This is a genomic window from Nocardioides sediminis (assembly GCF_003047295.1).
In the GTDB taxonomy this organism is placed as follows: domain Bacteria; phylum Actinomycetota; class Actinomycetes; order Propionibacteriales; family Nocardioidaceae; genus Nocardioides; species Nocardioides sediminis.
The window spans coordinates 824,969-849,664 of the sequence record NZ_PZYZ01000001.1 but is presented as its reverse complement, the minus strand read 5'-3'; the positions used below and the strand labels follow the sequence as shown (position 1 = coordinate 849,664).

Below are 24,696 nucleotides of genomic sequence, written 5' to 3'. Positions count from 1 at the left end.
GCTGCTCACTGCTCGTCCCCCAGGATCCGCGGGACGCTGAAGCGCTGCTGCTCGCTGGCGGGGGCGCCGGAGAGCGCCTCCTCGGCCGTCAGGCCGGGCACCACGACGTCCTCGCGGAAGACGTTGGTCAGCGGCAGGGCGTGCGACGTCGGGGGGACGTCGTCGCCGGCCACGCCGTTGATGGACGCGACGGACTCGAGGATCACGCTCAGCTGGGGCGCGAGGTGGTCGAGCTCGGCGTCCGAGAGGTCGATGCGGGCGAGGGTGGCCAGGTGGGCCACCTCCTCGCGGGAGATCTCGGGCATGGCGGCAATCCTAGGTGCGACCCGCCCGAGGACCGCACGCGGCACCTGTCCGGCCGATGGTCCCGGACAGGCGCCGCGCGTGCGGCGCTCGCAGGACCTCGGCGCGACTCAGCAGGAACCACGCCGCTCGATCAGCAGGCACTTGTCGTTGCCGCCCTTGGCGTAGGCGATGTCGAAACCCTTGCCGCCGACGAGGAGGTCGCTGCGGTCGGACCCGGTGATCACGTCAGCGCCGCCGCGGCCCTTGATGACCGCGCGGTGCTCGGGGTCGGCGTCGATGACCTCCCCCTTGTCGAGGCCCTTGTAGAAGGACTTGGTGGTGGGGGGCAGCCTCACCTCGATGAAGCTCTGGACCTTGCCCGTGATGGCCACCGGGGCGAGCTTGGTGACCTTGGTGAGTCCCTTGCGCTGGTCCATCCGCATCGTCGGCTCGAGCGCCGGGTTGGGGTAGGCCAGCATCCGCAGCTTGTCCTGGCCCGGGCCACCGAGGACCTTGAACCCGGACTCCCCCGGCACCTGGACGGCGATGGTGTCGAATCCGCCGCCGCCGTTGATCGCCACTGCGTTGACCGAGGTGGAGCTGATGGCGTCCGCGCCGATGCCGCCGACGAGCGTGTCGTAGCCGGCCGCGCTCTCGATGCGGTCGTCGCCCCCGCCGCCGTCGACGAGGTCGGCCCCCGAGCTGGCGTCGCCGTCGGGCACGATCCGGTCGTCGCCGTCCTGGCCGAAGAGCTGGTCGTCGCCGCCCCGGCCGAGGATGACGTCGTCGTGGTAGGTCCCCCGGACGACGTCGTTGAAGGGGGTCCCCACGAACCGCAGCGCGGACCCGGCGGCCACCGCGATGGTGTCGGCGCCGTGGGCTCCGACGGTGGCGGGGCTGGTGCGCAGGTCCACCACGGCCGGTGCGGGGGCGTCGGCGTAGGTCACGGTGTCGGGGGTGAAGTCGATGCCGGGCGACGTACGGCGGGCGTCGTAGCCGGGGTCCACGGTGTCGTTGCCGGCGCCCGGGTCGATCACGTCCCCCTCCTTGCGCGCCAGGCCGAAGGAGTCGGTCCAGTAGCGGTCGGTGCCGCCGTGGATCGCGTCGTCGTCCGCGCCGCCGAAGATGCGGTCGGCACCCTCCCCGCCGCAGATGACGTCGTTGCCGCCGAGGCCGCGGATCGTGTCGTTGCCGGCCCCGGCGGCGATGACGTCGCGCCGGTCGGTGCCGTCGATCTTGTTGGCCTTGGCGTTGCCCACGATGGTGGCCTTGAGGCCCCCGCAGGACGCGGCCGCCGCGTCGGCGGCGGTGGTGGTGACGACGAGGCCCGGCAGCAGCAGGCCGAGTGTCAGTGCAGCGGTCGGGACGAGACGCATGTGAACCCCCAGAGAAAGATGTCCCACCCCTCGTACCGCCCGGACCCTCGGCCGAAACGTCGAGGCGGCGATCAGTCCTCGTCGGCGGACGGAGGCGGCCCGTCGGCCAGCAACCGCTCGAAGCCCGCCTCGTCGAGGATCGGGACGCCGAGCTGCTCGGCCTTGTCGGCCTTGGAGCCCGCGTTGTCGCCGACCACGACGTAGTCGGTCTTCTTCGACACCGACCCGGACGCCTTGCCGCCGCGCACGATGATCGCCTCCTTGACCGAGTCGCGCGTGTAGCCGTCGAGCGACCCCGTCACGACGATCGTGAGCCCCTCGAGCGTCCGCGGCACGGAGTCGTCGCGCTCGTCGGCCATGGTCACCCCGGCCGCCTCCCAGGCGTCGACGATGGCGTTGTGCCAGCCGGTGTTGTCACCGACCTCGTCGGTCTCGGCGTCGCCGGCGCTGGTGCCGTGGAACCACTCCCGCACGGACGCGGCGATCGTCGGGCCCACGCCGTCGGTGTTGGCCAGCGTCTCCTCGTCGGCCTCCCGGATGGCCGTCATGGAGCCGAAGCGGGTGGCCAGCGCGCGGGCCGCGGTCGGGCCGACGTGCCGGATGGACAGCGCGACCAGCACCCGCCACAGGGGCACGCCCGCCTTGCGCTCGTGCAGGTTGGCGAGCAGCCGCGCACCGTTGGCGCTGAGCTGCGGGCCCTCCTCCCCCTTGCGGGGCGCGCGGGTGAACAGGGGGGCCGTGAGCAGGGCCGCCTCGTCGAGGTCGAAGACGTCCCCCTCGTTGGTGATCGCACCGGCCTCGAGGAGGGCGGCCGCGGCCTCGTAGCCGAGCCCCTCGATGTCGAAGGCACCGCGCCCCGCGACGTGGTAGACCCGCTCGCGCACCTGGGCCGGGCACTTCTCGTGGTTGGGGCACCGCAGGTCCTTGTCTCCCTCCTTCTGCTGCACGAGCGTCGTGCCGCACGCCGGGCACTCGGTGGGCATGACCCACTCCGCGAGCCCCTCCGGGCGCAGCGGCAGCACCGGGCCGACGATCTCGGGGATGACGTCGCCGGCCTTGCGCAGGATCACGGTGTCGCCCGGCCGGACGTCCTTGCGCCGGACCTCGTGGGCGTTGTGGAGCGTGGCGTTCTCGACCGTGGAGCCGGCGACGCGAGTGGGCTCCATGACGCCGTAGGGGGTGACGCGGCCGGTGCGGCCGACGTTGACCTCGATGGAGAGGAGCCTGGCGTTGACCTCCTCGGGCGGGTACTTGTAGGCGATCGCCCAGCGGGGAGCGCGGCTGGTCGAACCGAGGCGGCGCTGGAGGGCCACGTCGTCGACCTTGACCACGACTCCGTCGATCTCGTAGCCGACGATGGTGTGCCGGTTGTCGCCGACGTGCTCGATGTAGGCCTTCACCTCCTCCAGCGTCGGGACGACCCGCACCTGGTCGGAGGTCGGCAAACCCCAGGCGCGCATGGCGTCGTACGACGCGGACTGTGCGGTCGGCTCGAAGCCCTCCCGCGCGCCGAGGCCGTGGCAGACCATGCCGAGCGCGCGGGTCGCAGTGACCCGGGGGTCCTTCTGGCGCAGGGAGCCGGCGGCGGCGTTGCGCGGGTTGGCGAACATCGGCTTGCCGGCGTCGACCATCGCGGAGTTGAGCCGCTCGAAGGCCTCGGCCGGGAGGAACACCTCTCCCCGGACCTCGACCAGGGCCGGCACCGGGAGGTCGTCGGTGCCGGTGAGCCGGTGCGGGACCGAGTCGATCGTCTTCACGTTGGGGGTGACGTCCTCACCAGTGCGCCCGTCACCGCGGGTGAGGGCCCGGACGAGGCGGCCCCGCTCGTAGAGCAGGTTGATGGCCAGGCCGTCCACCTTGAGCTCGCACAGCAGGTCGGGCGACTCGACGCCGTCGCGGCCGAGTCGGGAGTACCACGACTCGAGCTCCTCGAAGGAGAAGGCGTTGTCGAGGCTCTCCATCCGCTGGAGGTGGTCGACCGCGGTGAACTCGGTGGAGACGGCGCCGCCCACGACCTGGGTCGGCGAGTCGGGCGTGCGGAGCTCGGGGTGCGCCTCCTCGAGGGCCTCGAGCTCGCGCATCCGGGCGTCGAAGTCGGCGTCGGAGAGCGTCGGGGCGTCGAGGACGTAGTAGCGCCAGCGCGCCTCCTCGATCTGCTCGCTGAGCTCCTGGTGACGCTCGCGCGCGTCGGCGGGGGCGGGCTCCACGGTCATGGCGCACAGTCTGCCCTCCCCCACCGACGCTCCGGGCGGAGCCGCCCCCGGGTGGGGTGGTCCAGACCGGGGGAATGCGGGATGGAACGACGTCGTTCCATCCCGCATGACCCCCGCCGACATGCCGACCCGCCCCCGGGTGGAGGGCGACCGCGAGCAGCAGGTCCTCGACGCCGCCCTCGCGGTGCTCGCCGAGGTGGGCTACGACCGGCTGACCATGGAGGCGGTGGCGACCCGCGCCAAGGCCTCCAAGGCCACGCTCTACCGGCGCTGGAGCAACAAGCTGACCCTGGTCATCGACGCCCTCGTCGCCCAGAAGGCCACCCCCGAGCCGCCCGACACAGGATCCCTCCGTGGTGACCTCGCGGCGGCGTACTGCGGTCTCGGCGGCCTCACCGACCGCGAGACCGTCACCCGGTTCACCAGCGTGCTGACGGCCATCGGCCGGGACCCCGAGTTCGCCGAGGCCTACCGCACGCGGGTGCTCGGCCCCAAGGTGGCCCAGGCCGTCACGATCTTCGAGCGGGCCCGGGCCCGCGGGGAGCTCCGCGACGACCTCGACGTCACCCTCATCGCCCCGGCGCTCCCCGGGATCGTCCTGCACCGCTTCCTCGTGCTCGGCGAGGCCCCCAGCCCGGACCTCGTCGACCGGGTCATCGACCAGATCATCCTGCCCGCTGCCATCAGTACCGCCACCGGTGCCGACGTGACCGGGTCGCACTGAACCGCACTGAACCGCACTGACCCCGCTGGCCCCCAGCCCTCATCCGAAGGAACACCATGTCCGACCACACCCAAGCCCCGGCGCCGGTCGAGGTCACCCCCGAGGAGCACAAGCGGCTCCGCTGGGCGCTCGTCCTGATCTCCCTGGCCCAGCTGATGGTGGTGCTCGACTCCACCATCGCCAACATCGCCCTGCCCTTCATCGGCGCCGACCTCGACATCGACCAGGCCAACCTGTCCTGGATCGTCACCGGCTACGCCCTGACCTTCGGCGGCTTCCTGCTGCTCGGCGGTCGTCTCGCCGACCTCTACGGTCGCCGGCGGGTCTTCATGATCGGGGTCGTCGTCTTCGCCATCGCCTCGCTCGTCGGCGGCGTCGCCCAGAGCGAGGCGGTCCTGCTCGCGGCCCGTGCCCTCCAGGGCACCGGCGCGGCGATGGCCTCCCCCGCCGCCCTGGCCCTGATCACCACCACCTTCCCGGCCGGGCGCGAGCGCAACCGGGCGTTCGCCGTGTACGCCGCGATGGCCGGCATCGGCGCCGCCGTCGGCCTCATCCTGGGTGGCTGGCTCACCGGCCTCGACTCGCCCCTCGGCATCGCCGGCTGGCGCTACACCTTCCTCATCGTCGTGCCGATCGGTCTGGCGGCCGCGGTCTTCGCGCCCCGGTTCCTGCCCGAGTCCGAGAAGCACGCCGGCGAGCTCGACGTCCCCGGCGCCATCACCGGCACCGGCGGCCTGCTCGCGATCGTCTACGGCCTGACCCGTGCGGGTGACGAGCGCTACGGCTGGGGCGACACCTGGACGATCACCAGCCTGGTGGTGGGCCTGGCCCTGCTCGGCGTCTTCCTGCTGATCGAGTCCCGGGTCGAGCACCCGCTCATGCCGTTCCGCGTCTTCCGCAACAAGAACCGCGCCACCGCCTTCGCCGTGATGATGATCGTCCCGGCCGCGATGTTCGCGATGTTCTTCTTCCTCAGCCTCTTCATCCAGCTCGTCGTCGGCTACTCGCCGCTCCACACCGGCTTCGCGTTCCTGCCGTTCTCGATCGCGATGATCATCTCGGCCACCGCCGCGTCGAGGCTGATCAGCCACGTGGACCCGCGGTTCCTGTCCGGGGTCGGCACCCTGCTGTCGGCCGGCGCCCTCTACGGCTTCTCCCGGCTCTCGGTGCCCGAGGACCCCGCCGGCATCCTGTCGTCGGGCCAGTTCCTCGGCGACGGCGTGAACTACTGGACCCACGTCCTGCCGTTCGTCGTGCTGATGGCCTTCGGCATGGGGCTCAACTTCGTCCCGCTGACCCTGGTCGCCCTGCACCACCTCGCCCCGCAGGACAGCGGCATCGGCTCGGGCGTGCTCAACACGATGCAGCAGGTCGGCGGCGCGCTCGGCCTCGCGACCCTCAGCACCGTCGCGCTGCACTTCGCCCAGGCGCGCACCGACGAGCTCGCCCCGCAGCTGGCGACCGCGGCCGGGCAGGCCGGGGTGGACCTCTCCCCCGAGCAGCTCGGCGGGCTCGCCGGGCTCGCCGGGTTCGCCGAGGGCGCGACGTACGCGTTCATGGCGGGCTCGATCATGATGCTCGCGGCGTCGGCGATCGTCTGGCTCTTCCTCGACGTCAAGCACGAGGAGCTGGCCACCGACGGCCCGCACGAGGTCGCGCACGTCGGCTGAGCGCGTCGTGCACCCATCCACGTCCGGGGCCCGCACCGAAGGAGAGCCGTGACCGACCCCCTGCTCACGAGGTACGACGCCCCGGGGCGTCCCGAGGCGCTCGTCCTGATGCTGCACGGCGGCAAGCCGCGCTCGCGCCTGGCCGTCGACGGCCGCAGCGCGTCGTGGCAACGGTCCGCCTGGATGCAACGCACCATCGCGCCGCGTGCCCACGAGGCCGGGGTCGGGGTGTGGCTGGTGCGCTACCGGCAGCGGGGCTGGAACGGCGGCACGGACCGCGTGGCCGACGCCCGCCACGCCCTGGACGCGGTGCGCGGCGACCTCGGGGACGTGCCGGTCGTGCTGCTGGGCCACTCGATGGGGGCCCGGGTCGCCGTCCACGTCGCCGACGACCCGTCGGTGGTCGGTGTCGTCGGCCTGGCTCCCTGGTGGTCGGCGCAGGACCCCGTCCGCACCCTCGCCGGGCGGACGCTGGTCGCCGCGCACGGGCGCCGCGACCGCATCACGTCGTACGCCGAGACCGCGCGGTACGTCGAGCGCGCCCGGCGCGTCGCGGTGGACGCCACCCTGCGCGACATGGGAGCGCTGGGGCACTACATGCTCACGGGCGCCGACCAGTGGAACGACGTCGCCCTCGAGTCCGCGCTCCAGGTACTCGACTCCGCCCCCGCCTGACCGCGTCGCACCGCCCCGCTTCGCTGGGTAGTTTGGGACGAAGTCGTAGGTCGGATCGCGGTCTCGCCACCGATTTCGTCCCAAACTACCGCCCAGGACGGGGTCCGCAGCAGGACGGCGTCAGAGGTGGCCGGCCACGGCGGCCGAGAGGCGCACCGCCTCACGCGCCCAGGCGTACGACGCACCCGCCAGGCCGCAGGCCGGCGTCACGACCAGCCGTGCCCGCGCCTCCTCCGGGTCGACACCGAGCATGTCCAGCCAGCGGAGCACCCGCTCGGTGATCCCGGCGTCGCCCGGGGCAGACGCGGGATCGGTCGAGGGGACGACGCCGACGGCCAGGGTCCCCCCGGCCTCGAGCGCCTCGGCGAGGTCGTCGAGGTCGCCGGGCACCAGCACGTCGAGGTCGGCGGAGAGCCCCTGCGCGCCGGCCCCGCGGACGAGCGCCCACGGCACCCCGGGGGCGCACGAGTGCACCCACGGCTCGGCGCCCGCCTCGGCGATCGCCGCCAGCACCCACTGCAGGGCCATGGAGGCCTCGGGGAGGTCCACCCTGCGGTGGCGGCCGAAGCCGGACGCGGTGGGCACCGACCCGGACAGCACCGCCGGCAGGGCCGGCTCGTCGACCTGCACGACGAGCCGGTCGGTGCCGACCCGACGCCGGAGGTCGGCGACGTGGTCGCGGACCCCCTCGGCGAGGGCCTGGGCCAGGTCGCGGCGGGCGCCGTGGTCGGCGAGCACCTTGTCGCCCCGCGGCTTCTCCACGGTCGCGGCCAGCGTCCAGGGACCGCAGACCTGGGCCTTGAACGGTCCGTCGTGGCCCTGCGCCTGCTCCTCGACCTGGTCGAGGTCCTGGGCCAGCAGCGACCGGGCCCGGCGGTGGTCGATCCCGGGGGCGTCGGTCAGCCGCCAGCCGGCGGGCTGGAGGTCGGCGCCGAGGCCGGCGACGACCGCGAGCCCCCGGCCCGTCATCGACGCGGTGGCCCCGCGACCGGGCAGCTCGGGGACGTGCGGCAGCGACAGGTCGCCGAGGACGACGCGCACGGCCTCGGCGTACTCCCGGTCGTCGGAGCCGGGCATCGACCCGACCCCGCTGGCGAGCGCCGTCACGCGAGCGCCTCGGAGCGGGCCGTGGCGCTGATCGTCGCGGAGCCCACCACGCGGCTGCCGTCGTAGACCACAGCGGCCTGTCCCGGGGCGATACCCTCGGCCGGGTCGAGCAGCTCGATGTGGACCTCGTCGCCCGCCACCCGCACGATCGCCCGGTGCTCCACGCCGTGCGCGCGCAGCTGCACCGTGACGTCCGGGCCGTCGAGCAGCGTGGGGACCGAGCCGCACCAGCGCGGCCGGACGCCGGTGATCCGGTCGACGCGCAGGCCCTCGCGGGGACCCACGGTGACGGTGCCGGAGACCGGCTCGATGTCGAGGACGAAGCGCGGCTTGCCGTCGGGTGCGGGCCGGCCGAGACGCAGGCCCCGGCGCTGGCCGATCGTGTAGGCGACGGTGCCCTCGTGGGTGCCCAGCACCTCCCCCGACGCCGCGTCGACGATGTCGCCGCCGGTGTTGGGGTTGCGGTCGCCGAGCTTCTCGCGCAGCCAGCCGGCGTTGTCGCCGTCGGCGACGAAGCAGATGTCGTGGGAGTCCGGCTTGTCGGCCACCAGCAGCCCGCGCCGGGCCGCCTCCTCGCGCACCAGCGGCTTGCTGGTGTCGCCCAGCGGGAACAGCGAGTGGGCCAGCTGGCCCTGGTCGAGCACCCCGAGCACGTAGGACTGGTCCTTGCCGTGGTCGACCGCCCGGTGCAGCTCGATGAGGCCGTCGTCCCCCGTGCGCAGCTGCGCGTAGTGGCCCGTGGCGACGGCGTCGAAGCCCAACGCCAGCGCGCGGTCGAGCACGGCGGCGAACTTGATCTTCTCGTTGCACCGCAGGCACGGGTTGGGGGTGCGGCCGGCGGCGTACTCGTCCATGAAGTCCTCGACCACGTCCTCGTGGAAGCGGTCGGAGAGGTCCCAGACGTAGAACGGGATGCCGATCACGTCGGCCGCGCGCCGGGCGTCGTTGCTGTCCTCGATCGTGCAGCAGCCGCGGGCGCCCGTGCGGTACGACGCGGGGTTGCGCGAGAGGGCCAGGTGGATGCCGGTCACCTCGTGCCCGGCCTCGACGGCGCGGGCGGCGGCCACGGCGGAGTCCACCCCGCCGGACATGGCGGCGACGACGCGCATCAGGGCCTCACCGGGACCTGACGCCGCGGGCGCGCTCCACGACCGGCCCGATGGCCTCGACGAGGGCGGCCACGTCGGCGGCGGTGGAGGTGTGCCCGAGCGAGAAGCGCAGCGAGTGCCGCGCTTGGTCGGGGTCGCAGCCCATCGCGAGCAGCACGTGTGACGGCTGCGGGACGCCGGCGCTGCACGCCGAGCCGGTGGAGCACTCGATGCCGCGGGCGTCGAGGAGCATGAGCAGGGAGTCGCCCTCGCAGCCGGGGAAGCCGATGTGGGCGTTGCCGGGCAGCCTGCCGACGCCCGTGCCGTCGGTCGGTGCGCCGTGCAGGTGGGCGTCCGGGACGACCTCGAGCACGCGTCGTACGAGGTCGTCGCGCAGCGCCGCCACGCGCTCGGCGTGCTCGGGCTGCGCCTTGACCGACGCCTCGATGGCGGCGGCGAGACCGGCGATGGCCGGCGGGTCGAGGGTGCCGCTGCGGATGTCGCGCTCCTGGCCGCCGCCGTGCACGAGGGGCGACACGCGCAGGTCGCGGCGCACGACGAGCGCACCCACGCCGTAGGGCCCGCCGACCTTGTGGCCGGTGAGGCTCAGCGCGTCGACCCCCGATGCCTCGAAGTCGACCGGCACCGAGCCGACGGCCTGCACCGCGTCGGTGTGGACCGGGATGTCGTGCTCGCCCGCGATCCGGACGACCTGGTCGACCGGCTGCAGCGAGCCGACCTCGTTGTTGGCCCACATGACCGAGACCAGGGCGACCGACCCGGGGTCGCGGGCGATCGAGTCCCGCAGCGCCTCCAGGTCCAGGACGCCCTTGTCGTCGACGGGCAGCAGCTCGACCTCGGCGCCGCCCTCCTCGCCGAGCCACACCAGCGGGTCGAGCACCGCGTGGTGCTCGATCGCGGTGGACAGGATCCGCAGGCGGCGCGGGTCCTCGGCACGGCGCGCCCAGTAGATCCCCTTGAGGGCCAGGTTGTCCGACTCCGTGCCGCCGGAGGTGAACACGACGTCGCCGGGCCGGCAGCCCAGCGACCGCGCGATCGTCTCCCGGGACTCCTCGACGACGCGACGGGCCGCGCGGCCCGAGGCGTGCAGGGAGTTGGCGTTGCCCACCGAGGCCAGTCGTGCGGTCATGGCGTCCAGCGCGACGGGCAGCATCGGCGTCGTCGCGGCGTGGTCGAGGTAGACGTGGCGCCCGGGGGTGGTCATGACCTGCCAAGCCTACGCGCGCGGCGAGGCCCAGCCCCATCCCGGCGGGTGTGATGTGGGCGAACCCGCTGCTGGCGGGCCGGCGGCATCCCTACGCTCCGCACATGCGGGGGATCGCTCGAGTGGCCGCGGCACTCGTCCTGGTGGCGACGGGCGCGGCCTGCACCGGCGTGGACGTCGCGTCCACGCCTCCCGGGACCGAGGCGTCCACGCCGCCGGCGGGCACGGACGTGAGCCTCCGTGAGGCGGCGCTCGACGTGGTCGAGCGACGCGAGCAGGCGCTGGTGTCGGGCGACCGGGACGCCTTCCTGGCCACGGTCGACGAGGATGAGCTGACCTTCGCCGCGACCCAGGCCCGGTGGTTCGACAACCTGGCCCGGCTCCCCGTCACCGACCTCTCGCTGACCCTCGGCGACGAGGACGACATGAGCAGGGTCCACGGCGAGGGCGCCCTCCAGCTGCCGGTCGAGCTGACGATGCGCCTCGACGGGTTCGACCGCCACCCGGTCACCCAGCCGCTGGTCTACACGTTCAACCGCGACGGGGACGACGCCGTCCTGGCCGACGACCGCAACGTGCAGAACGACGCCGCGCACGGCTGGTTGCCTGCGCCGTGGGACATCACTCGGATCGAGGTGCGCCGGCAGGGTCCGGTCCTCGGCATCTTCGACGAGGAGACGGTGGCGTACGCCGACTCGGTGATGGCGGACCTGGCCGAGGCCCGGGCGCTGGTGCGGGCGGCCGTGCCCGGCTGGTCAGGCCGGTTCGTGGCGTACGACATCGAGGACCTGCAGGCCCTGGAGCAGATGACCCACATGCGGACGTGGCAGACCGGCGGGGTCGCCTTCCCGGTCCTCGAGCGGCCCGGGAGCAGGCGGGTCGCGTCGTACCGTTTCATGGTCAACCCCGACGTCGCCGAGTCGTACTGGCAACGCCCCTTCCTGTTCCGGCACGAGCTGGTGCACGTCGCCCTCGGCGGGTCCGACGCGGCCAGTCCCGTGTGGTTGCGCGAGGGCATCGCCGAGCAGGTCTCCCGCAGCGTGCTCCCGACCTCCGATCGGCGCCGGATCGCCGCGATCGCGCTCTCGAGGGCCCGGCCCGGGCTGCGTCTCGAGCCGGGGGTCGACTTCTACCGCAGGGTGCCGGCGCTCCACTACGAGCTGGCCGCCGTGGCCTGCGACTTCCTGGCGACGACCCAGGGGCGCGAGGTGCTCTGGGAGCTGCGGGACGCCTTCGCCGCCGAGCCGGCGTCGTCGGCGGCCCAGGTGAGCGCCGTCGTACGACGCGTGACCGGCCTCGGCACCGGCGAGCTCGCGGCCCGGGCGCGCATCTGGGCGCTGACGGGCTAGGCCGTCCGGGTCGCCGCGCTCAGAGCAGCACGAGGTCGTCGCGGTGCACGACCTCGCGCTCGTACGCCGCCCCCAACGTCGCCTTGAGCTCGCGGGTGGAGCGGCCGAGCAGCCCCGGTAGCTCGTCGGCGTCGAAGTTGACCAGCCCCCGCGCGACCGGGACCCCCGCGTCGTCGACCAGGTCCACCGGGTCGCCGGCGACGAAGGAGCCGTCGACCGCCACGACGCCCGCGGCGAGCAACGAGGCCCGCCGCTCGGTCACGGCCCGGACGGCGCCGGCGTCGAGCGTGACGGACCCCTTGGGCTCGGTGGCGTGCGCCAGCCACAGCAGCCGGGTCGGACGGCGCCGGCCGGTGGCGTGGAAGAGCGTGCCCACCTCGGCGCCGCTCAGCGCGGCCGCCGCCTGGTCGGCCGCGGTGAGCACGACGGGGATGCCCGCGCCGGTGGCGATCCGAGCGGCCTCCACCTTGGTGACCATCCCGCCGGTACCGACCCCGGCCCCGCCGGTGGTGCCGATGGTCACCGCGTCCAGGTCCGCCTCGGACCGTACGTCGCGCAGCAGGCGCGTGCCGGGCCGGCTCGGCGGGCCGTCGTACAGCCCGTCGACGTCGGAGAGCAGGACGAGCAGGTCGGCGTGCACCAGGTGGGCCACCAGCGCCGCCAGCCGATCGTTGTCGCCGAAGCGGATCTCCGAGGTGGCCACGGTGTCGTTCTCGTTGACGATCGGCAGCACGCCGAGCTCGAGCAGCTTGGCGAACGTCTGGTAGGCGTTGCGGTAGTGCGCCCGCCGGGTGACGTCGTCGACCGTCAGCAGCACCTGGCCGGTGACCAGCCCGTGCCGGGCGAACTCCTCCTGGTAGCGGTGCGCGAGCAGCCCCTGCCCGACGCTGGCGGCGGCCTGCTGGGCGGCCAGCGCCTTCGGGCGGCGGGAGAGCCCCAGCGGGGCGAGCCCGGCGGCGATGGCGCCCGAGGACACCAGCACCACCTCAGCGCCACCGCCGCGCGCGGCGACCAGGACCTCGACCAGCTGGCGGACCCGGGCGGGGTCGATGCCGCCGGCGGCGGTCGTCAGCGAGGACGAGCCCACCTTGACCACGACGCGTCGCGCCCCCGCGACCAGGGCGGCCCGGTCGACGGCGCGGTCAGTCCTGGTCACTGCCGTCCCAGTCGGGGTCGTCCGCCGAGCCGATCTCGTAGGACATCGGCCCGACGCCGGAGCCGCCGGTCCGCTTGTCCGGACCCTTGCCCCCGCGGTCGAGGCGGCGGGCGACGTCGGCGCGGGTCTCGCCCTCGTCGCGGCCCTCCATGGCCTCGTCGATCTCGCGCCGGCGACGGTGCGCCGGGCGCTTCTCGTCGAAGCGCTGGTCCTCGCCACGGCGGCCGAGCATCTCGGCGCCGGCCTCGATGTTGGGCTTGAAGTCGAAGACGACCGAGTTGTTCTCGGGCCCGATGATGACGGTGTCGCCCTCGAGCGCACCGAGCTTGACCAGCCGGTCCTCGATGCCGAGGCGGTTGAGGCGGTCGGCGAGGAAGCCGACGGCCTCGTCGTTGCTGAAGTCGGTCTGCCGCACCCACCGCTCGGGCTTCTCGCCGCGCACGCGCCACCCGTCGTCGGTCTCGACGACCTCGAAGTCGCCGCCGTCGACCGACGGCGGGCGGATGACGATGCGGGTCGCCTCCACGACGGGACGCTCGGCCCGGGCGCGCTGCACCAGGTCGGCCATCGCGAAGGTGAGCGCCTGCATCCCCTCGCCGGACGCGGCGCTGACCGGGAAGACCCGCAGACCGCGCTCGGCGAGGTCGTCCATGACCATGTCCGCGATCTCGTGCCCGTCGGGGACGTCGACCTTGTTGAGGGCGACCAGGCGGGGACGGTCCTCGAGGCCGCCGTAGCGGGACAGCTCGTTCTCGATGACGTCGAGGTCGTCGAGGGGGTTGCGGCCCGGCTCGATGGTGGCGGTGTCGATCACGTGGACCAGGGCCGCGCAGCGCTCGATGTGGCGCAGGAAGTCGTGGCCCAGGCCGCGACCGTCGGCGGCGCCCTCGATGAGGCCGGGCACGTCGGCGACGGTGAACGTCGTGTCCCCGGCACGCACCACGCCGAGGTTGGGGACCAGGGTGGTGAAGGGGTAGTCCGCGATCTTGGGCCGGGCGCGCGACATGGCGGCGATCAGGCTCGACTTGCCGGCGCTGGGGAAGCCGACCAGGCCGACGTCGGCGACGACCTTGAGCTCGAGGCGTACGTCGACCTCGTCGCCGGGCTCGCCGAGGAGCGCGAAGCCGGGGGCCTTGCGCTTGGCGCTGGCCAGTGCGGCGTTGCCGAGGCCGCCGCGACCGCCGGCGGCGATGACCATCTCGGTGCCCGCGCCGACCATGTCGCCCAGGACGGTGCCGTCGAGCCGCTTGACCAGCGTGCCGTCGGGCACGGGGAGGACGAGGTCGTGGCCGTGGGTGCCGTTGCGGTGGCCGCCGGCGCCGTGGCCGCCGTGCTCGGCACGCCGCTTGTTGCTGTGGTGGTAGTCGATGAGCGTGGTCACGTCGGGGTCGACGCGCAGGATCACGGAGCCGCCGGGGCCGCCGTTGCCGCCGTCGGGACCACCGAGAGGCTTGAACTTCTCGCGGTGCACCGACGCGACGCCGTTGCCGCCCCGACCCGCACTGATGTGCAACGTGACCTGGTCGATGAAGGTCGGGACTGCCATGGTTTCGCTCTCTGTTGCGGGGAAATGCACGAAGGGCGCCCCCAGATCCTAGGGACGCCCAACGTGTGGATGAGTCAGTGTCGCTGCAGCGTCACTCGCCGGGGACGATGTTGACGACCTTGCGACCACGCTTGGTGCCGAACTCGACGGCACCGGCCTGCAGCGCGAAGAGGGTGTCGTCGCCGCCGCGACCCACGCCCGAACCCGGGTGGAAGTGGGTGCCGCGCTGGCGGACGATGATCTCGCCGGCGTTGACGGTCTGGCCGCCGAAGCGCTTGACACCGAGGCGCTGGCTGTTGGAGTCGCGACCGTTCTTGGTGGACGCGGCGCCCTTCTTGTGAGCCATGAGTTCAGTCCTTCGTGTTCAGAGCCTGTGAGTCCGAGCGAGCGCTCAGAGGGAGATGTCGGTGACCTTGACCTGGGTGTACTTCTGGCGGTGACCCTGGCGCTTCTTGTAGCCGGTCTTGTTCTTGTACTTCTGGATGACGATCTTGGGGCCCTTGGTGGCGCCGACGACCTCGACGGTCACGGCGGCCTTGTCGAGGCCGGTCGCGGTGACCTTCTCGCCGTCGACCACCATCACGACGGGGAGGGTGAGGGTCTCGCCGACCGCGGTCAGGGACTTGTCGATCTCGATGACGTCGCCAACAGCAACCTTCTGCTGCTTGCTGCCACTGCGCACGACTGCGTACACGGCGGACTCACTCTCCTCGGGTCTTCATGGATGCCGGGCGGAACCGCCTCGGGCAAAGTCGGGTGGCACGCCGGAGCGCACAAGGGGCAACTTTACGGGCGGAGGGTGACAGGGTCAAAACGAAGACCCGGCCACCACCCCGCTCCGGCGGATCAGCGCTTGCGGGCGCCCTTCTTCTTGATCGGGACGTGCTCGACGTGCGGCTCGGGAGCCCCCTCGCCGGTCTGCGCGTCCGGTACGGCGACCGGCTCGCCGCCGAGCTCGACGTCGGAGGTCCCGGGCTCGACACGGCCCGAGTCGGGCATCGTGCCGGCGACACCGGACGGCGGGCCCGCGGGCCGGCTCGCCGAGCGTCGGCGCGTCCGCGTCACCACCTTGGGCTTCTCGGGCTCCGCGGCCGTCCCGGCGTCGGGCTCGGCGACCGGCGCGGCCACCTCCTCGTCGGGAACGGGAGACGTCACGGCGTCCAGGGGCAGCTCGCCGGCCGGGGCGCCGTCGACGACCGCGGCCGTGCCCGGCTCGTGGGACGGCGTCGGGGTCGCGACGTCCTCGCCGGCCGCGGGCTCGCCGGCCGCGGGCTCGGTGGTCGACGGCTCGGTGGCCGACGGCTCGGTGTCGCCCGCAGCGCCGCGGCCACGGCCGGACCGGCCCCCGCGCCGGGAGCCACGTCGGGCGCCGCCCTCGGAGTCGGTCCCGGCCGCCGCGGTGCCGGCGGGAACACCGGGCTCGGTGCCGTCGGTGGTCCCGGCGGGCTCCGTCCCGCTGCCGGTGTCGTCGGTGCCGGCGGGCACGGTCTCGTCCTCGGGCTTCTCGGCCTTGTCGGCACGCGCCATGGCGGCGACGTCCTTGGGCGAGGGCGCAGCCGCCTGGGACGCGCCACCGCCGTTGCCACGCCCGGAACCGTTGCCGGAGCCGCCGCCCGAGCCGTTGCCGGTGGCGCCGTCGCGGCCGCGGCCGCGTCCTCGGCGACCGGAGCGCTGCGGCTCGTCGTCGCCGCCCTTGCCGGGCTCGACGGGCTCGCTCTGCACGATGACGCCACGGCCGTGGCAGTGCTCGCAGTCGTGGCTGAAGGACTCCAGCAGGCCGGTGCCGATGCGCTTGCGCGTCATCTGCACCAGGCCGAGGGAGGTGACCTCGGCGACCTGGTGGCGGGTGCGGTCGCGGCCCAGGCACTCGACGAGGCGGCGTACGACCAGGTCGCGGTTGGACTCCAGCACCATGTCGATGAAGTCGACGACGATGATGCCGCCGATGTCGCGCAGCCGGAGCTGGCGGACGATCTCCTCGGCGGCCTCGAGGTTGTTCTTGGTGACCGTCTCCTCGAGGTTGCCCCCCGAGCCGGTGAACTTGCCGGTGTTGACGTCGACGACCGTCATCGCCTCGGTGCGGTCGATGATGAGCGACCCGCCCGAGGGCAGCCAGACCTTGCGGTCCAGGCCCTTGGCGATCTGCTCGTCGATGCGGTGGACGGCGAAGACGTCCGACTTCTTGGCCGAGGCGCCGTCGGGGGCCTCGAACTTCTCGACGCGGTCGACGAGGTCGGGAGCGACGTGCTCGACGTACCCCTGCACGGTCTCCCAGGCGTCGTCGCCCTGGATGACGAGCTTGTTGAAGTCCTCGGTGAACAGGTCGCGGACGACCTTGAGCGTCAGGTCGGGCTCGCCGTAGAGCAGGGCGGGGGCGGTGCCGCGGGCCTTGCCCTCGATGTCCTCCCAGCGCGCCTTGAGCCGCTCGACGTCGCGGGTGAGCTCCTCCTCGCTGGCGCCCTCGGCCGCCGTGCGCACGATGACGCCGGCGGAGTCGGGGACGATCTCCTTGAGCAGCGTCTTGAGGCGGTTGCGCTCGGTGTCGGGGAGCTTGCGGGAGATGCCGCTGGTCGTGCCGTCCGGCACGTAGACCAGGAAGCGGCCGGCCAGGCTGACCTGGCTGGTGAGGCGCGCGCCCTTGTGGCCGACCGGGTCCTTGGTGACCTGCACCAGGACGGACTGCCCGCTGGACAGGACCGACTCGATCTTGCGGGGCTGGCCCTCCTTGTGGCCCAGCGCCGCCCAGTTGACCTCACCGGCGTAGAGCACCGCGTTGCGGCCCTTGCCGATGTCGATGAAGGCGGCCTCCATGGAGGGCAGCACGTTCTGCACGCGGCCGAGGTAGACGTTGCCGATGAGCGAGGTCTGCGACTCGCGGGCGACGTAGTGCTCCACGAGGACCTTGTCCTCGAGGACCGCGATCTGGGTGAGCTCGTCGCGCTGGCGGATGACCATCGTGCGGTCGACCGCCTCGCGCCGGGCGAGGAACTCGGCCTCGCTGACGATCGGGGCGCGGCGGCGACCGGCCTCACGGCCCTCACGACGGCGCTGCTTCTTGGCCTCGAGCCGGGTGGAACCGGCGAGGGCGGTGATCTGGTCCTCGGCCGCGCGGCGGCTGCGGACCTTGGTGACGGTGTTGGGGTCGTCGTCGTCCCCGGCGCCGCCCTCCTCGCCGGCGCGGCGACGGCGGCGGCGACGGCGCGAGGTGCCCTCGCCCTGCTCGCCGGAGTCGTCGGCGGCCGAGGAGTCCTCGGACGAGGCGTCCTCGCCGTTGTCGGCGTCGGAGTCGGAGTCGACCGTGCCGTCGGACCCGTTGTCGCTGCCCTTGCGGCGGCGGCGACCGCCGCGACGGCGGCGCCGGCGGGCGGGGCCCGTGCCGTCGCCGGACTCGTCCGCGGACTCCTCGGTGTCCGTGTCCTCGTCCTCGGCGGCTCCGTCGACCGACTCGGCAGGCTCGGCCGTGGCGTCGATCTCGGCGGAGGCGTCGGTCGCCGCCTCCTCGGTCTCGGCCTCGGTCTCGAGGTCCTCGGCCGGCTCGGCGGCCGGCGCGGCCTTCTTGGCGGCGGACTTGCGCGTACGACGGGTCACCGTCGGGGTGGCCTCGGGTGCCTGGAAGAGCGGGACGACTCCCCCGGCGGACACCGGCTCGACCGGCTCGCCGGCGGTCTCGGTCGGCTCGGTGACGGTCTCGGCGGCAGGCGCCTCGGCAGCGGCGGTCTTCTTGGCGCCGGAGCGGGACGTGGACTTGCGGGCGGCCTTCTTCGCCGGGGCGGCGGGCTCGGCCTGCTCCGCAGCGCCCGTCTCCTGGGCCGCCGCGCCGGTGGCGTCCTCGACGGGTGCCGAGGTCTTCTTGGCGGCCGTCTTGCGGGTGGTCGACTTGCGGGCCGCCGTCTTCTTGGCGGGCGCGGGTGCGTCCGTCGACGCGTCGCCGGCCGGCGCCTCCGCGGGAGCCTCGTCGGCGGGAGCCGACTCGATGGCCGGGGCGGCGCTCTTGCGGGTGCGGGTCGTCTTGCGCGCCGCGGTCTTCTTGGCCGGCGCGGGAGCCTCGGCCGCCGGATCGGCGGTGGCCTCCGCCGCTGCGTCGGTGGCGGCGTCCGCGGCCGGCGCGGAGACGGCGGCTGCCGTCTTGCGCGGCGTACGGGTGCGGGTGGTCTTCTTCACCACCGGGGCCTCGGGTGCCTCGGGAGTGGCCTCCGGAGCGTCACCGCCCTCGGGGGCAGCGGCGGGAGCCGCCGTCTTGCGGGTGCGCGGCGTGGTGGTCTTGCGTGCCGCAGTCTTGCGGGTGGTCCGGGTGACCGTCGGCGGCGCGGCGGTGTCCCCGCTCGCCTCCGCCCCGGTGCTGTCGGCGGTGGTGCTGTCGTTGGGGTTGTCGTTGGGGTTGTCGTCGAGCATGTCGCTCTCCTCGCCGGCACCCGGCTCGAGGTCCGGGGCCGTGTCGGCGCCGCGAGGCCGTGGTGGCGTCGGGGCGCAAAGCCTTCGTGTGGCGGCGACACCCTCCGCGTGTGCGTCACCGGGTGCGTGCCGTCACCTGCCGCGGTCGCCGGGACCCGGGAGGGACCGGGGTCCTTCCCTGCGCGGGTCGCTGTCACCGACCCACAGGCCGCGTCGCGGTCTGGTGACGACTCCCAACCGGTGTGCCGACCTGGATCGGTACGGCGAGAACGTCGTCGGCCCGGCGTGGGGTGGCGGACCACCCCGTGCCGGACGTGGCGAGTATCGCACACGGGTCGTCGATCCCCGGCACCGTGAACGGCGCGTGGTCAGGCGACGAAGGGGTCCCCGATCGTGCCGTCCTCCGCCAGGGGCCCCTGGGCGAGGCGGGTCATCAGCGGGGCCGGGCCGGGCTGCACGTCGGAGACCGACACCAGAGCGGTGAGCACGTCGTCGGGCCGCACGGCCGGCACGCCGTGCCGCAGCACCACGTCGAGCGCCGAGCGGTCGTCGTACCCCGAGGGCGTGACCGCGAGGCTGACCACGGCCCCGCGCGCGTCGAACTCGCGCAGGCCCTTCTTGGTCATCCGCTCGACGAGGACCTCCTCGGCGGCCAGGAAGGCGGCCACCCCGGCCCCCACGACCTCGGGCGAGCCCTCGACGTCGATGCGCCACCGGCTGGCCTCGAGGCGGTCGGCGAGCGAGCCGCCCGGCGACTCGACGACCTCGATCACGTCGAGGCCCTCGGGGAGCGCCTCGTCGAGCGCGGCGTGCACCTGGGCCGGGACCAGCACCTGGGCGAGGGCGATCTCGAGGTACTCCGCCTCGCTCGCCGAGCCGGTCGGCGCGGCGCCCGCGTAGGAGATGCGCGGGTGGGGGTTGAACCCTGACGAGTAGGCCATCGGGATGCGCGCGCGGAAGACCGCGCGCTCGAAGGCGCGGCTGAAGTCGCGGTGGCTCGTGAAGCGCAGGCGGCCGCGCTTGGCGTAGCGCACCCGGAGGCGCTGGACGGGGGGCGGCTGCTGCGGGGGGTCCTGGCGTGGCATGGCGGGCACAGGCTATCCGCGCCCGGCACCGGGGCGGCAAAGCGCGAGGACCGGCGTCCTCAGGTCAGCCGCGCCTCACGCATCTGCCGCGACGCGTAGACGCTGTTGACCGCCTCCCCGTCCAGCCACGCGGTCAGGCGCTCCGCCTCCACCTCGAGGGCAGCGCGGGCGTCGGCACCCGGGTCCTCGCGGAGCACCACGCGCACGGCGGCGGCGTCGTCCTGGACCCAGCAGCCGACGACCCGGCCGTCCCACCACGCCGTGGTGCCGCCGTTGCCGTTGACGTCGAAGAGGTGGGGCACGTGGCCGGGGTCGAGGTACCAGTCACGCTGCTTCCAGCCCATCAGGGTGGGGTCGAGCACCGGGAGCAGCGCGGCCCACGGCTCGACCGCGGGCTCCGGGTCGAGGTCGTCCGGGAGCAACCAGCCGGTGTCGCCGGACTCGACGGCGACCGGCACGGCGCCGAGGTCGGCGAGCGCGCGGCGTACGACGCCCTTGGTCGCGCCCAGCCACCACACGACGTCGGTCTCGGTGCCGGGCCCGAAGGTCCGCAGCCAGCGCGCGACGAGCTCCGCCCAGCCCTCGTCGGCGGGCAGCGGGACCGGCTGCTCCCCCAGCCACCGCGCCATCGACACCCACACCGGGCGCGAGATCCGCCAGTGACCGCCGTTGCGGCCGCGCACCAGGTCGGCGGTCAAGCCGAGGTGGGTGAGCAGCCGGGTGTGGTTCCACGTCGACCCGGCGGAGACGGCGACGGCCGTCTCGAGCTCGGGGAGCAGCGCCCGGACGTCGGCCGCCGCGACACCCTCGGGGTGCGTCGCCAGGTGGGCGAGTACGCGGGCACGCGCGTCGTCGAGCCAGGCGTCGCCGTCGGCGGCGATGCCGGCCTTCTCGACGTCCTTGGCGATCCGGCGTCGCTCGATGCCGGCGACCCTCTCGGAGGCGCTCCCCCACGCCGCCGGGAGCAGGTCGCGGGGGAAGACGAACAGGGTGCGCCGCATCGCCAGCTGCTTGACCAGCGACCGGTCGACGTACAGCGCCTGGTCGACGTCGTCGCGGGTCACCGTGTCGACCCGGGCATGGATCGACAGGTACGGCGTGGGCGGCTCCGTCGAGTGCAGGACGGTCATCGCCCGGGTCGCCGCGACCGGGTCGGCCAGCCGGTGCTGCGGGGCGATCCCGTGCCGGCGGGCCATACGGGCGCGACGCTCGGCGTCGGGGACGAGGCGGACCGGGCTGCTCACGACGAATCCGGCTCAGATGGCCACGGTGTCGAGGCCGAGGATCGCCGGCAGGGCGGCGTACAGCGCGAGCCCGGCCACCGCGAGGACGATCGCCGTGCGGGTCCGCAGCAGGAGCGCGGCGAAGGCCACACCCAGCGGGAAGACGGCCAGCCCGTAGCGGAAGTGCATCGCGAAGTACTGGTCGGTGGTCGCGAAGACCATGACGTCCAGCACGACAGCGCCGACGGCTGCGCCGAGCAGGTAGCCGGGCGCGAGCTGCCGGACGTAGGACGGCAGGCCGGGCACGAGGCCGGCCCACGCCGCCATCGCGGTGCCGCCCATGGCCAGCACCAGCCATGCCGCGGGCGCCGTGAGCACGCCCTCGCCCCAGCTGGTGAGGAACTTCACGCTGTCGACCGTGACCGCCCGTGGGTCGAGCGACTCGACGACGTAGTTGCCCGGCGGGTCGTAGTCGGCGACCCGGGTGGCCGAGAGCCACGCCTGGTGGGCGAGGAACAACGCGAGCGTGCAGACGGTCAGCACGACCCCGGCGACGAGGGCGCGGATCCGTTCCTCCCGTTCCGACGACGGCCAGACCAGGACCGCCAGCAGCGCGATCCCCACGGCCACGGCGACCACGATGTTGGACCCCTTGACCCCCACGACGCTCAGCGCAGCGAGCGGCAGCACCCACACGGGCCACTCCCTGCGCAGGTAGCGCAGGGCCGCCAGCACGGTGAAGGCGCCGACCGGGATGTCGAGGGCGTGCGGGGTGATGTGGATGTACTGCTGGAGGAAAGCCGGCACGAGCAGCACGGTGCCGGCCGCGACCGCCGCGGCGGGACGTCCGGCGCCGACGGCGCGGGCGAGCAGCCACAGGGTCCACATGCTCAGCCCGGCCCAGAGGATGCCGACGAGCCGGCCGGCGTTGACCGGGTTGTCGACCAGCCCGGTCTCGAGCAGCACGAACGCGCCGAGCCCGGTCGCGACGAAGTAGGGCGCCGGGTCGCTGGCGGCGTAGTTGGGGGTGGGCGTGTCGGCGATCGGCTGGAGGCGGCACCCCGTGGGCGGCATGATCCGCTCCACGCCACGACAGGCGCGCGCGAGCTCGCCCCACCGCGAGACGTCCTCACCGTCGTTCATCACGACGTTGCCCTCGGTGACGGCGTGGACGCGATCGGCGTACTGCCACTCGTCGTAGATGCTCAGCGGCCGGTCGTTGACGGCGCGGAACCCGACCAACGGGGCGGCGAGGAGCACGAACGCGAGCAGCAGCAGCGCCTGCCGCTGCCAGCCGCGCAGCTCGGTGGACCGGCGCTGCACACGGCTCCAGGCGGTTGACGACACCGGCGCAGTATCCCGTAGGCCGGCCCCGCTCCCGGTATTGGCTAGCGTGCCGCCCATGCCCGGCACTCCCCGCCTGACCTTCGCGATCCCGTACTACCGCGGTCGTGACTACCTCGCCGAGGCGATCCGGAGCGTGCTGGCGCAGACCGAGCAGGACTGGCGGCTCCTCGTGGTCGACGACCGGGGGCCCGAACCCGCCGACGAGCTGGTCGCAGACTTCGACGACCCGCGGATCGACTACGTCCGCAACGAGCGCAACCTCGGCCTCGCGGGCAACTGGAACGAGTGCGTGCGGCTCGCGACGACGCCGTACGTCACCGTCCTCCACGGCGACGACCGGTTGCTCCCGGAGTACGCCGCACACGTGCTCGCCGCGGCCGATCGGGAACCCGACGCGGCGGTCGTCTTCACCGACGCGGTGAACATCGACGGCGACGGTCGGCCCACGCGCACGCTCGCCGACGTCGCGAAGGGACTGCTCCCCCGCCGTCGGGAGGACCACGTGCTGTCCGGGGACGCCGACCTGGCCGGGCTGCTGGCCGGCAACTACATCGTCTGCCCCACCATGTGCCTGCGCCGGGACCTGGTGGGCGAGGCGCCGTTCGACGCGTCGCTGAGGTTCGTGCCCGACTGGGAGCTCACCACCCGGCTGCTGATGGAGGGTGGTCGGCTCGCTGCCGTCCGCACACCGCTGCTGGAGTACCGCCGCCACGGCGGCAGCGAGACCTCGCTGCAGACCGAGGACGCGTCCCGCTTCGTCGAGGAGATCGCGTTCCTCCGACGCCGGGAGGAGCAGCTGGCCGCCCTCGGCTGGAGCGCGTCGGCCCGGTCGGCCCGCCGTCGCACCACGGTCCGGGGGCACCTGGCCGTGCTGACCGCCCTGGACCTCGTGCGCGGCCACCGGGCCGCGGCACGGGCGAAGTGGACGGTGCTCCGCGGCGACCTGCGGCGCCGCTGAGGACCGTCAGGACTCGCTGGTCGTGACCTCGGGCTCCGGGTGGACGACCCGGATCCGGAGCAGCGACAGGAACACGCCGGCCATGATCGTCTGCGCGCCGATGATCAGGCTCAGCGCGGCCGGGAGCACGCGTCGGACGCTGTCGGTCGGGTCGAGCGGACCGAAGTCCGAGTCGCCCCACCAGACGAACGAGACGACGAGCCACACGAGCCCGAGCACGAAGACGACGACCCCGGCGACGATGATGTTCTCGAGGTTCAGCCGGCCCTCCAGCGCCCGGAAGCGCGCGCTGGCCGGCAGGAAGCCCTCGTGCAGGGCGTAGACCTTGGACAGCAGGAAGAAGAGCACGGCCTGGTAGCCGACGACGGCGACGGCCGCCGAGTAGATCATCGTGCCGACGTCGAGACCGAAGTCCCCGATGAAGACCGGGCCGGCCAGCAGCACGGCGGTCGCGACGAGGCCGAGGACGGCGAGCACGAGCCCGGGGTAGAAGAACACCCAGCGCGGGCTGTAGAGCATGAGGAAGCGGAGGTGCCGCCACCCGTCCCGCCAGCTGCGCAGGTGCGGCGGGCGGCTGCGGCCGTCCTTGCGGAGCGTCGTCGGCACCTCGACGATGTCGAGGCCGGTCAGCGACGCCTTCACCACCATCTCGCTGGCGAACTCCATGCCGGTCGTCCGCAGGCCGAGCGCCGTGATGGAGTCGCGACGGAAGGCGCGCAGGCCGCAGTGGAAGTCCTTGACCGGGGCGTTGAAGAAGACCCGGCCGACCATCGAGAGCACCGGGTTGCCGAGGTACCTGTGCAGCGGCGGCATGGCACCGGGCTCGATCCCGCCCCGGAACCGGTTGCCCATCACGAGGTCGGCGCCCTTGCGCAGCTCGTCCACGTACGGGCCCAGGCCCTCGAAGTCGTAGCTGTCGTCGGCGTCACCCATCGCGACGTAGGTCCCGCGGGCCGCGGCGATGCCGCCGATCAGCGCGGCGCCGTACCCCTTCTCCGCCACGTGGACGACACGGGCGCCCTCCTCCTCGGCGATCTGCTGGGACCCGTCGGTGGACCCGTTGTCGGCGATGATCACCTCGCCGACGACGCCGGACGTCTCGAGGAACGTGCGTGCGTGACGGATGCACGTCGCCAGCGTCTCGGCCTCGTTGAGGCACGGCATCACGATCGAGAGCTCGATCGGAGCGGCCTCCTCGGGCGAGCCGTCGGTCAGTTCGGAGGTCGAAGCGCTGGCAGACACCCGAGGAGGATAGGAGACGCGGGCCGGGGAGTGGG

Annotated in this window: 19 protein-coding genes and 1 pseudogene; 5 read left to right on the top strand and 15 right to left on the bottom strand. The window is 73.6% G+C overall.

Going from position 1 to position 24,696, the window contains the following annotated elements; genetic code table 11:
• Positions 1–5 precede the first annotated feature (5 nt).
• The 3 genes from gatC to ligA form a co-directional block, all read right to left on the bottom strand.
• The gene (gatC, locus tag DAI17_RS04085; protein ID WP_107771555.1) at positions 6–305 is read right to left on the bottom strand and encodes an Asp-tRNA(Asn)/Glu-tRNA(Gln) amidotransferase subunit GatC; all 300 of its coding nucleotides are present in this window, start codon (positions 303–305) and stop codon (positions 6–8) included.
• A 108-nt stretch (positions 306–413) separates the two neighbouring features.
• Positions 414–1,661: a calcium-binding protein gene (locus DAI17_RS04080; RefSeq protein WP_107771554.1), complete on the bottom strand. Its 1,248-nt coding sequence runs from the start codon at positions 1,659–1,661 to the stop codon at positions 414–416.
• Positions 1,662–1,732: 71 nt separating this feature from the next.
• Complete coding sequence (ligA, locus tag DAI17_RS04075; RefSeq protein ID WP_107771553.1) at positions 1,733–3,874, bottom strand: NAD-dependent DNA ligase LigA; 2,142 nt, start codon at positions 3,872–3,874, stop codon at positions 1,733–1,735.
• A gap of 106 nt (positions 3,875–3,980) precedes the next feature.
• On the opposite strand from ligA, the gene DAI17_RS04070 reads away from it, so the two are divergent.
• From DAI17_RS04070 to DAI17_RS04060, 3 genes are read left to right on the top strand one after another with little or no spacing between them, the layout of a single operon-like run.
• On the top strand, positions 3,981–4,598 hold the full coding sequence (locus DAI17_RS04070; RefSeq protein WP_107771552.1) for a TetR/AcrR family transcriptional regulator: 618 nt from the start codon (positions 3,981–3,983) through the stop codon (positions 4,596–4,598).
• A gap of 56 nt (positions 4,599–4,654) precedes the next feature.
• Positions 4,655–6,268 carry an MFS transporter gene (locus DAI17_RS04065; RefSeq protein WP_107771551.1) on the top strand — a complete coding sequence of 538 codons (1,614 nt, stop codon included), beginning with the start codon at positions 4,655–4,657 and terminating at the stop codon, positions 6,266–6,268.
• Between the two features lie 48 nt (positions 6,269–6,316).
• Positions 6,317–6,943, top strand: coding sequence for an alpha/beta hydrolase (locus DAI17_RS04060; protein ID WP_199904919.1), 627 nt, complete (start codon positions 6,317–6,319; stop codon positions 6,941–6,943).
• A gap of 120 nt (positions 6,944–7,063) precedes the next feature.
• On the opposite strand, the gene DAI17_RS04055 is transcribed toward DAI17_RS04060, so the two are convergent.
• Genes DAI17_RS04055 through DAI17_RS04045 form a run of 3 tightly spaced genes read right to left on the bottom strand, consistent with a single transcriptional unit; the run spans position 7,064 to position 10,363 of the window.
• On the bottom strand, positions 7,064–8,050 hold the full coding sequence (locus tag DAI17_RS04055; RefSeq protein ID WP_325049843.1) for a uroporphyrinogen decarboxylase/cobalamine-independent methonine synthase family protein: 987 nt from the start codon (positions 8,048–8,050) through the stop codon (positions 7,064–7,066).
• Positions 8,047–9,159, bottom strand: coding sequence for a tRNA 2-thiouridine(34) synthase MnmA (gene mnmA, locus DAI17_RS04050; RefSeq protein WP_107771550.1), 1,113 nt, complete (start codon positions 9,157–9,159; stop codon positions 8,047–8,049). The genes DAI17_RS04055 and mnmA overlap by 4 nt, the downstream gene beginning before the upstream one ends.
• 7 nt (positions 9,160–9,166) lie before the next feature.
• Positions 9,167–10,363, bottom strand: a complete 1,197-nt coding sequence (locus tag DAI17_RS04045; protein WP_107771549.1) for a cysteine desulfurase family protein — start codon at positions 10,361–10,363, stop codon at positions 9,167–9,169.
• A gap of 104 nt (positions 10,364–10,467) precedes the next feature.
• Here DAI17_RS04045 and DAI17_RS04040 point away from each other — a divergent pair, with 104 nt between their 5' ends.
• The gene (locus DAI17_RS04040; protein WP_159081346.1) at positions 10,468–11,712 is read left to right on the top strand and encodes a DcrB/PsbP domain-containing protein; all 1,245 of its coding nucleotides are present in this window, start codon (positions 10,468–10,470) and stop codon (positions 11,710–11,712) included.
• 19 nt (positions 11,713–11,731) lie between these two features.
• On the opposite strand, the gene proB is transcribed toward DAI17_RS04040, so the two are convergent.
• From proB to DAI17_RS04000, 8 genes and pseudogenes are all read right to left on the bottom strand, one after another.
• Positions 11,732–12,868: a glutamate 5-kinase gene (gene proB, locus DAI17_RS04035; RefSeq protein WP_234412168.1), complete on the bottom strand. Its 1,137-nt coding sequence runs from the start codon at positions 12,866–12,868 to the stop codon at positions 11,732–11,734.
• Positions 12,855–14,414 carry a GTPase ObgE gene (obgE, locus tag DAI17_RS04030; protein ID WP_107771547.1) on the bottom strand — a complete coding sequence of 520 codons (1,560 nt, stop codon included), beginning with the start codon at positions 14,412–14,414 and terminating at the stop codon, positions 12,855–12,857. Before obgE ends, proB begins: the two co-directional genes overlap by 14 nt.
• Before the next feature lie 91 nt (positions 14,415–14,505).
• Positions 14,506–14,760 (bottom strand): 50S ribosomal protein L27, encoded by a 255-nt coding sequence (gene rpmA / locus DAI17_RS04025; protein ID WP_056885725.1) that lies wholly within the window; start codon positions 14,758–14,760, stop codon positions 14,506–14,508.
• 45 nt (positions 14,761–14,805) lie between these two features.
• The gene (rplU, locus tag DAI17_RS04020) at positions 14,806–15,108 is read right to left on the bottom strand and encodes a 50S ribosomal protein L21 (RefSeq protein ID WP_107771546.1); all 303 of its coding nucleotides are present in this window, start codon (positions 15,106–15,108) and stop codon (positions 14,806–14,808) included.
• A gap of 929 nt (positions 15,109–16,037) precedes the next feature.
• Positions 16,038–17,957: pseudogene (locus DAI17_RS21765) on the bottom strand (Rne/Rng family ribonuclease); the annotation flags it as partial.
• 1,217 nt (positions 17,958–19,174) lie between these two features.
• Entirely contained in the window at positions 19,175–19,891 is a 717-nt protein-coding gene (locus DAI17_RS04010) for a TIGR03936 family radical SAM-associated protein (RefSeq protein ID WP_107771772.1), read from the bottom strand.
• 59 nt (positions 19,892–19,950) lie between these two features.
• A complete protein-coding gene (locus tag DAI17_RS04005) occupies positions 19,951–21,135 on the bottom strand; it encodes a winged helix DNA-binding domain-containing protein (protein ID WP_234412167.1) in 1,185 nt (394 codons plus the stop codon).
• 12 nt (positions 21,136–21,147) lie between these two features.
• Positions 21,148–22,461: a glycosyltransferase family 39 protein gene (locus DAI17_RS04000; RefSeq protein ID WP_159081345.1), complete on the bottom strand. Its 1,314-nt coding sequence runs from the start codon at positions 22,459–22,461 to the stop codon at positions 21,148–21,150.
• A 55-nt stretch (positions 22,462–22,516) separates the two neighbouring features.
• Here DAI17_RS04000 and DAI17_RS03995 point away from each other — a divergent pair, with 55 nt between their 5' ends.
• Positions 22,517–23,419, top strand: coding sequence for a glycosyltransferase family 2 protein (locus tag DAI17_RS03995; protein ID WP_159081344.1), 903 nt, complete (start codon positions 22,517–22,519; stop codon positions 23,417–23,419).
• Positions 23,420–23,425: 6 nt separating this feature from the next.
• Here DAI17_RS03995 and DAI17_RS03990 read toward each other — a convergent pair whose 3' ends face one another.
• Positions 23,426–24,661: a glycosyltransferase family 2 protein gene (locus tag DAI17_RS03990; RefSeq protein WP_199904918.1), complete on the bottom strand. Its 1,236-nt coding sequence runs from the start codon at positions 24,659–24,661 to the stop codon at positions 23,426–23,428.
• Positions 24,662–24,696 lie beyond the last annotated feature (35 nt).

Excerpts from the sequence above, each read along its gene's own strand:
- gatC (WP_107771555.1), bottom strand. The coding sequence starts at position 305 with ATGCCCGAGATCTCCCGCGAGGAGGTGGCCCACCTGGCCACCCTCGCC.
- DAI17_RS04080 (WP_107771554.1), bottom strand. The coding sequence starts at position 1,661 with ATGCGTCTCGTCCCGACCGCTGCACTGACACTCGGCCTGCTGCTGCCG.
- ligA (WP_107771553.1), bottom strand. The coding sequence starts at position 3,874 with ATGACCGTGGAGCCCGCCCCCGCCGACGCGCGCGAGCGTCACCAGGAG.
- DAI17_RS04070 (WP_107771552.1), top strand. The coding sequence starts at position 3,981 with ATGACCCCCGCCGACATGCCGACCCGCCCCCGGGTGGAGGGCGACCGC.
- DAI17_RS04065 (WP_107771551.1), top strand. The coding sequence starts at position 4,655 with ATGTCCGACCACACCCAAGCCCCGGCGCCGGTCGAGGTCACCCCCGAG.
- mnmA (WP_107771550.1), bottom strand. The coding sequence starts at position 9,159 with ATGCGCGTCGTCGCCGCCATGTCCGGCGGGGTGGACTCCGCCGTGGCC.
- DAI17_RS04045 (WP_107771549.1), bottom strand. The coding sequence starts at position 10,363 with ATGACCACCCCCGGGCGCCACGTCTACCTCGACCACGCCGCGACGACG.
- DAI17_RS04040 (WP_159081346.1), top strand. The coding sequence starts at position 10,468 with ATGCGGGGGATCGCTCGAGTGGCCGCGGCACTCGTCCTGGTGGCGACG.
- obgE (WP_107771547.1), bottom strand. The coding sequence starts at position 14,414 with ATGGCAGTCCCGACCTTCATCGACCAGGTCACGTTGCACATCAGTGCG.
- rpmA (WP_056885725.1), bottom strand. The coding sequence starts at position 14,760 with ATGGCTCACAAGAAGGGCGCCGCGTCCACCAAGAACGGTCGCGACTCC.
- DAI17_RS04010 (WP_107771772.1), bottom strand. The coding sequence starts at position 19,891 with ATGCCACGCCAGGACCCCCCGCAGCAGCCGCCCCCCGTCCAGCGCCTC.
- DAI17_RS03995 (WP_159081344.1), top strand. The coding sequence starts at position 22,517 with ATGCCCGGCACTCCCCGCCTGACCTTCGCGATCCCGTACTACCGCGGT.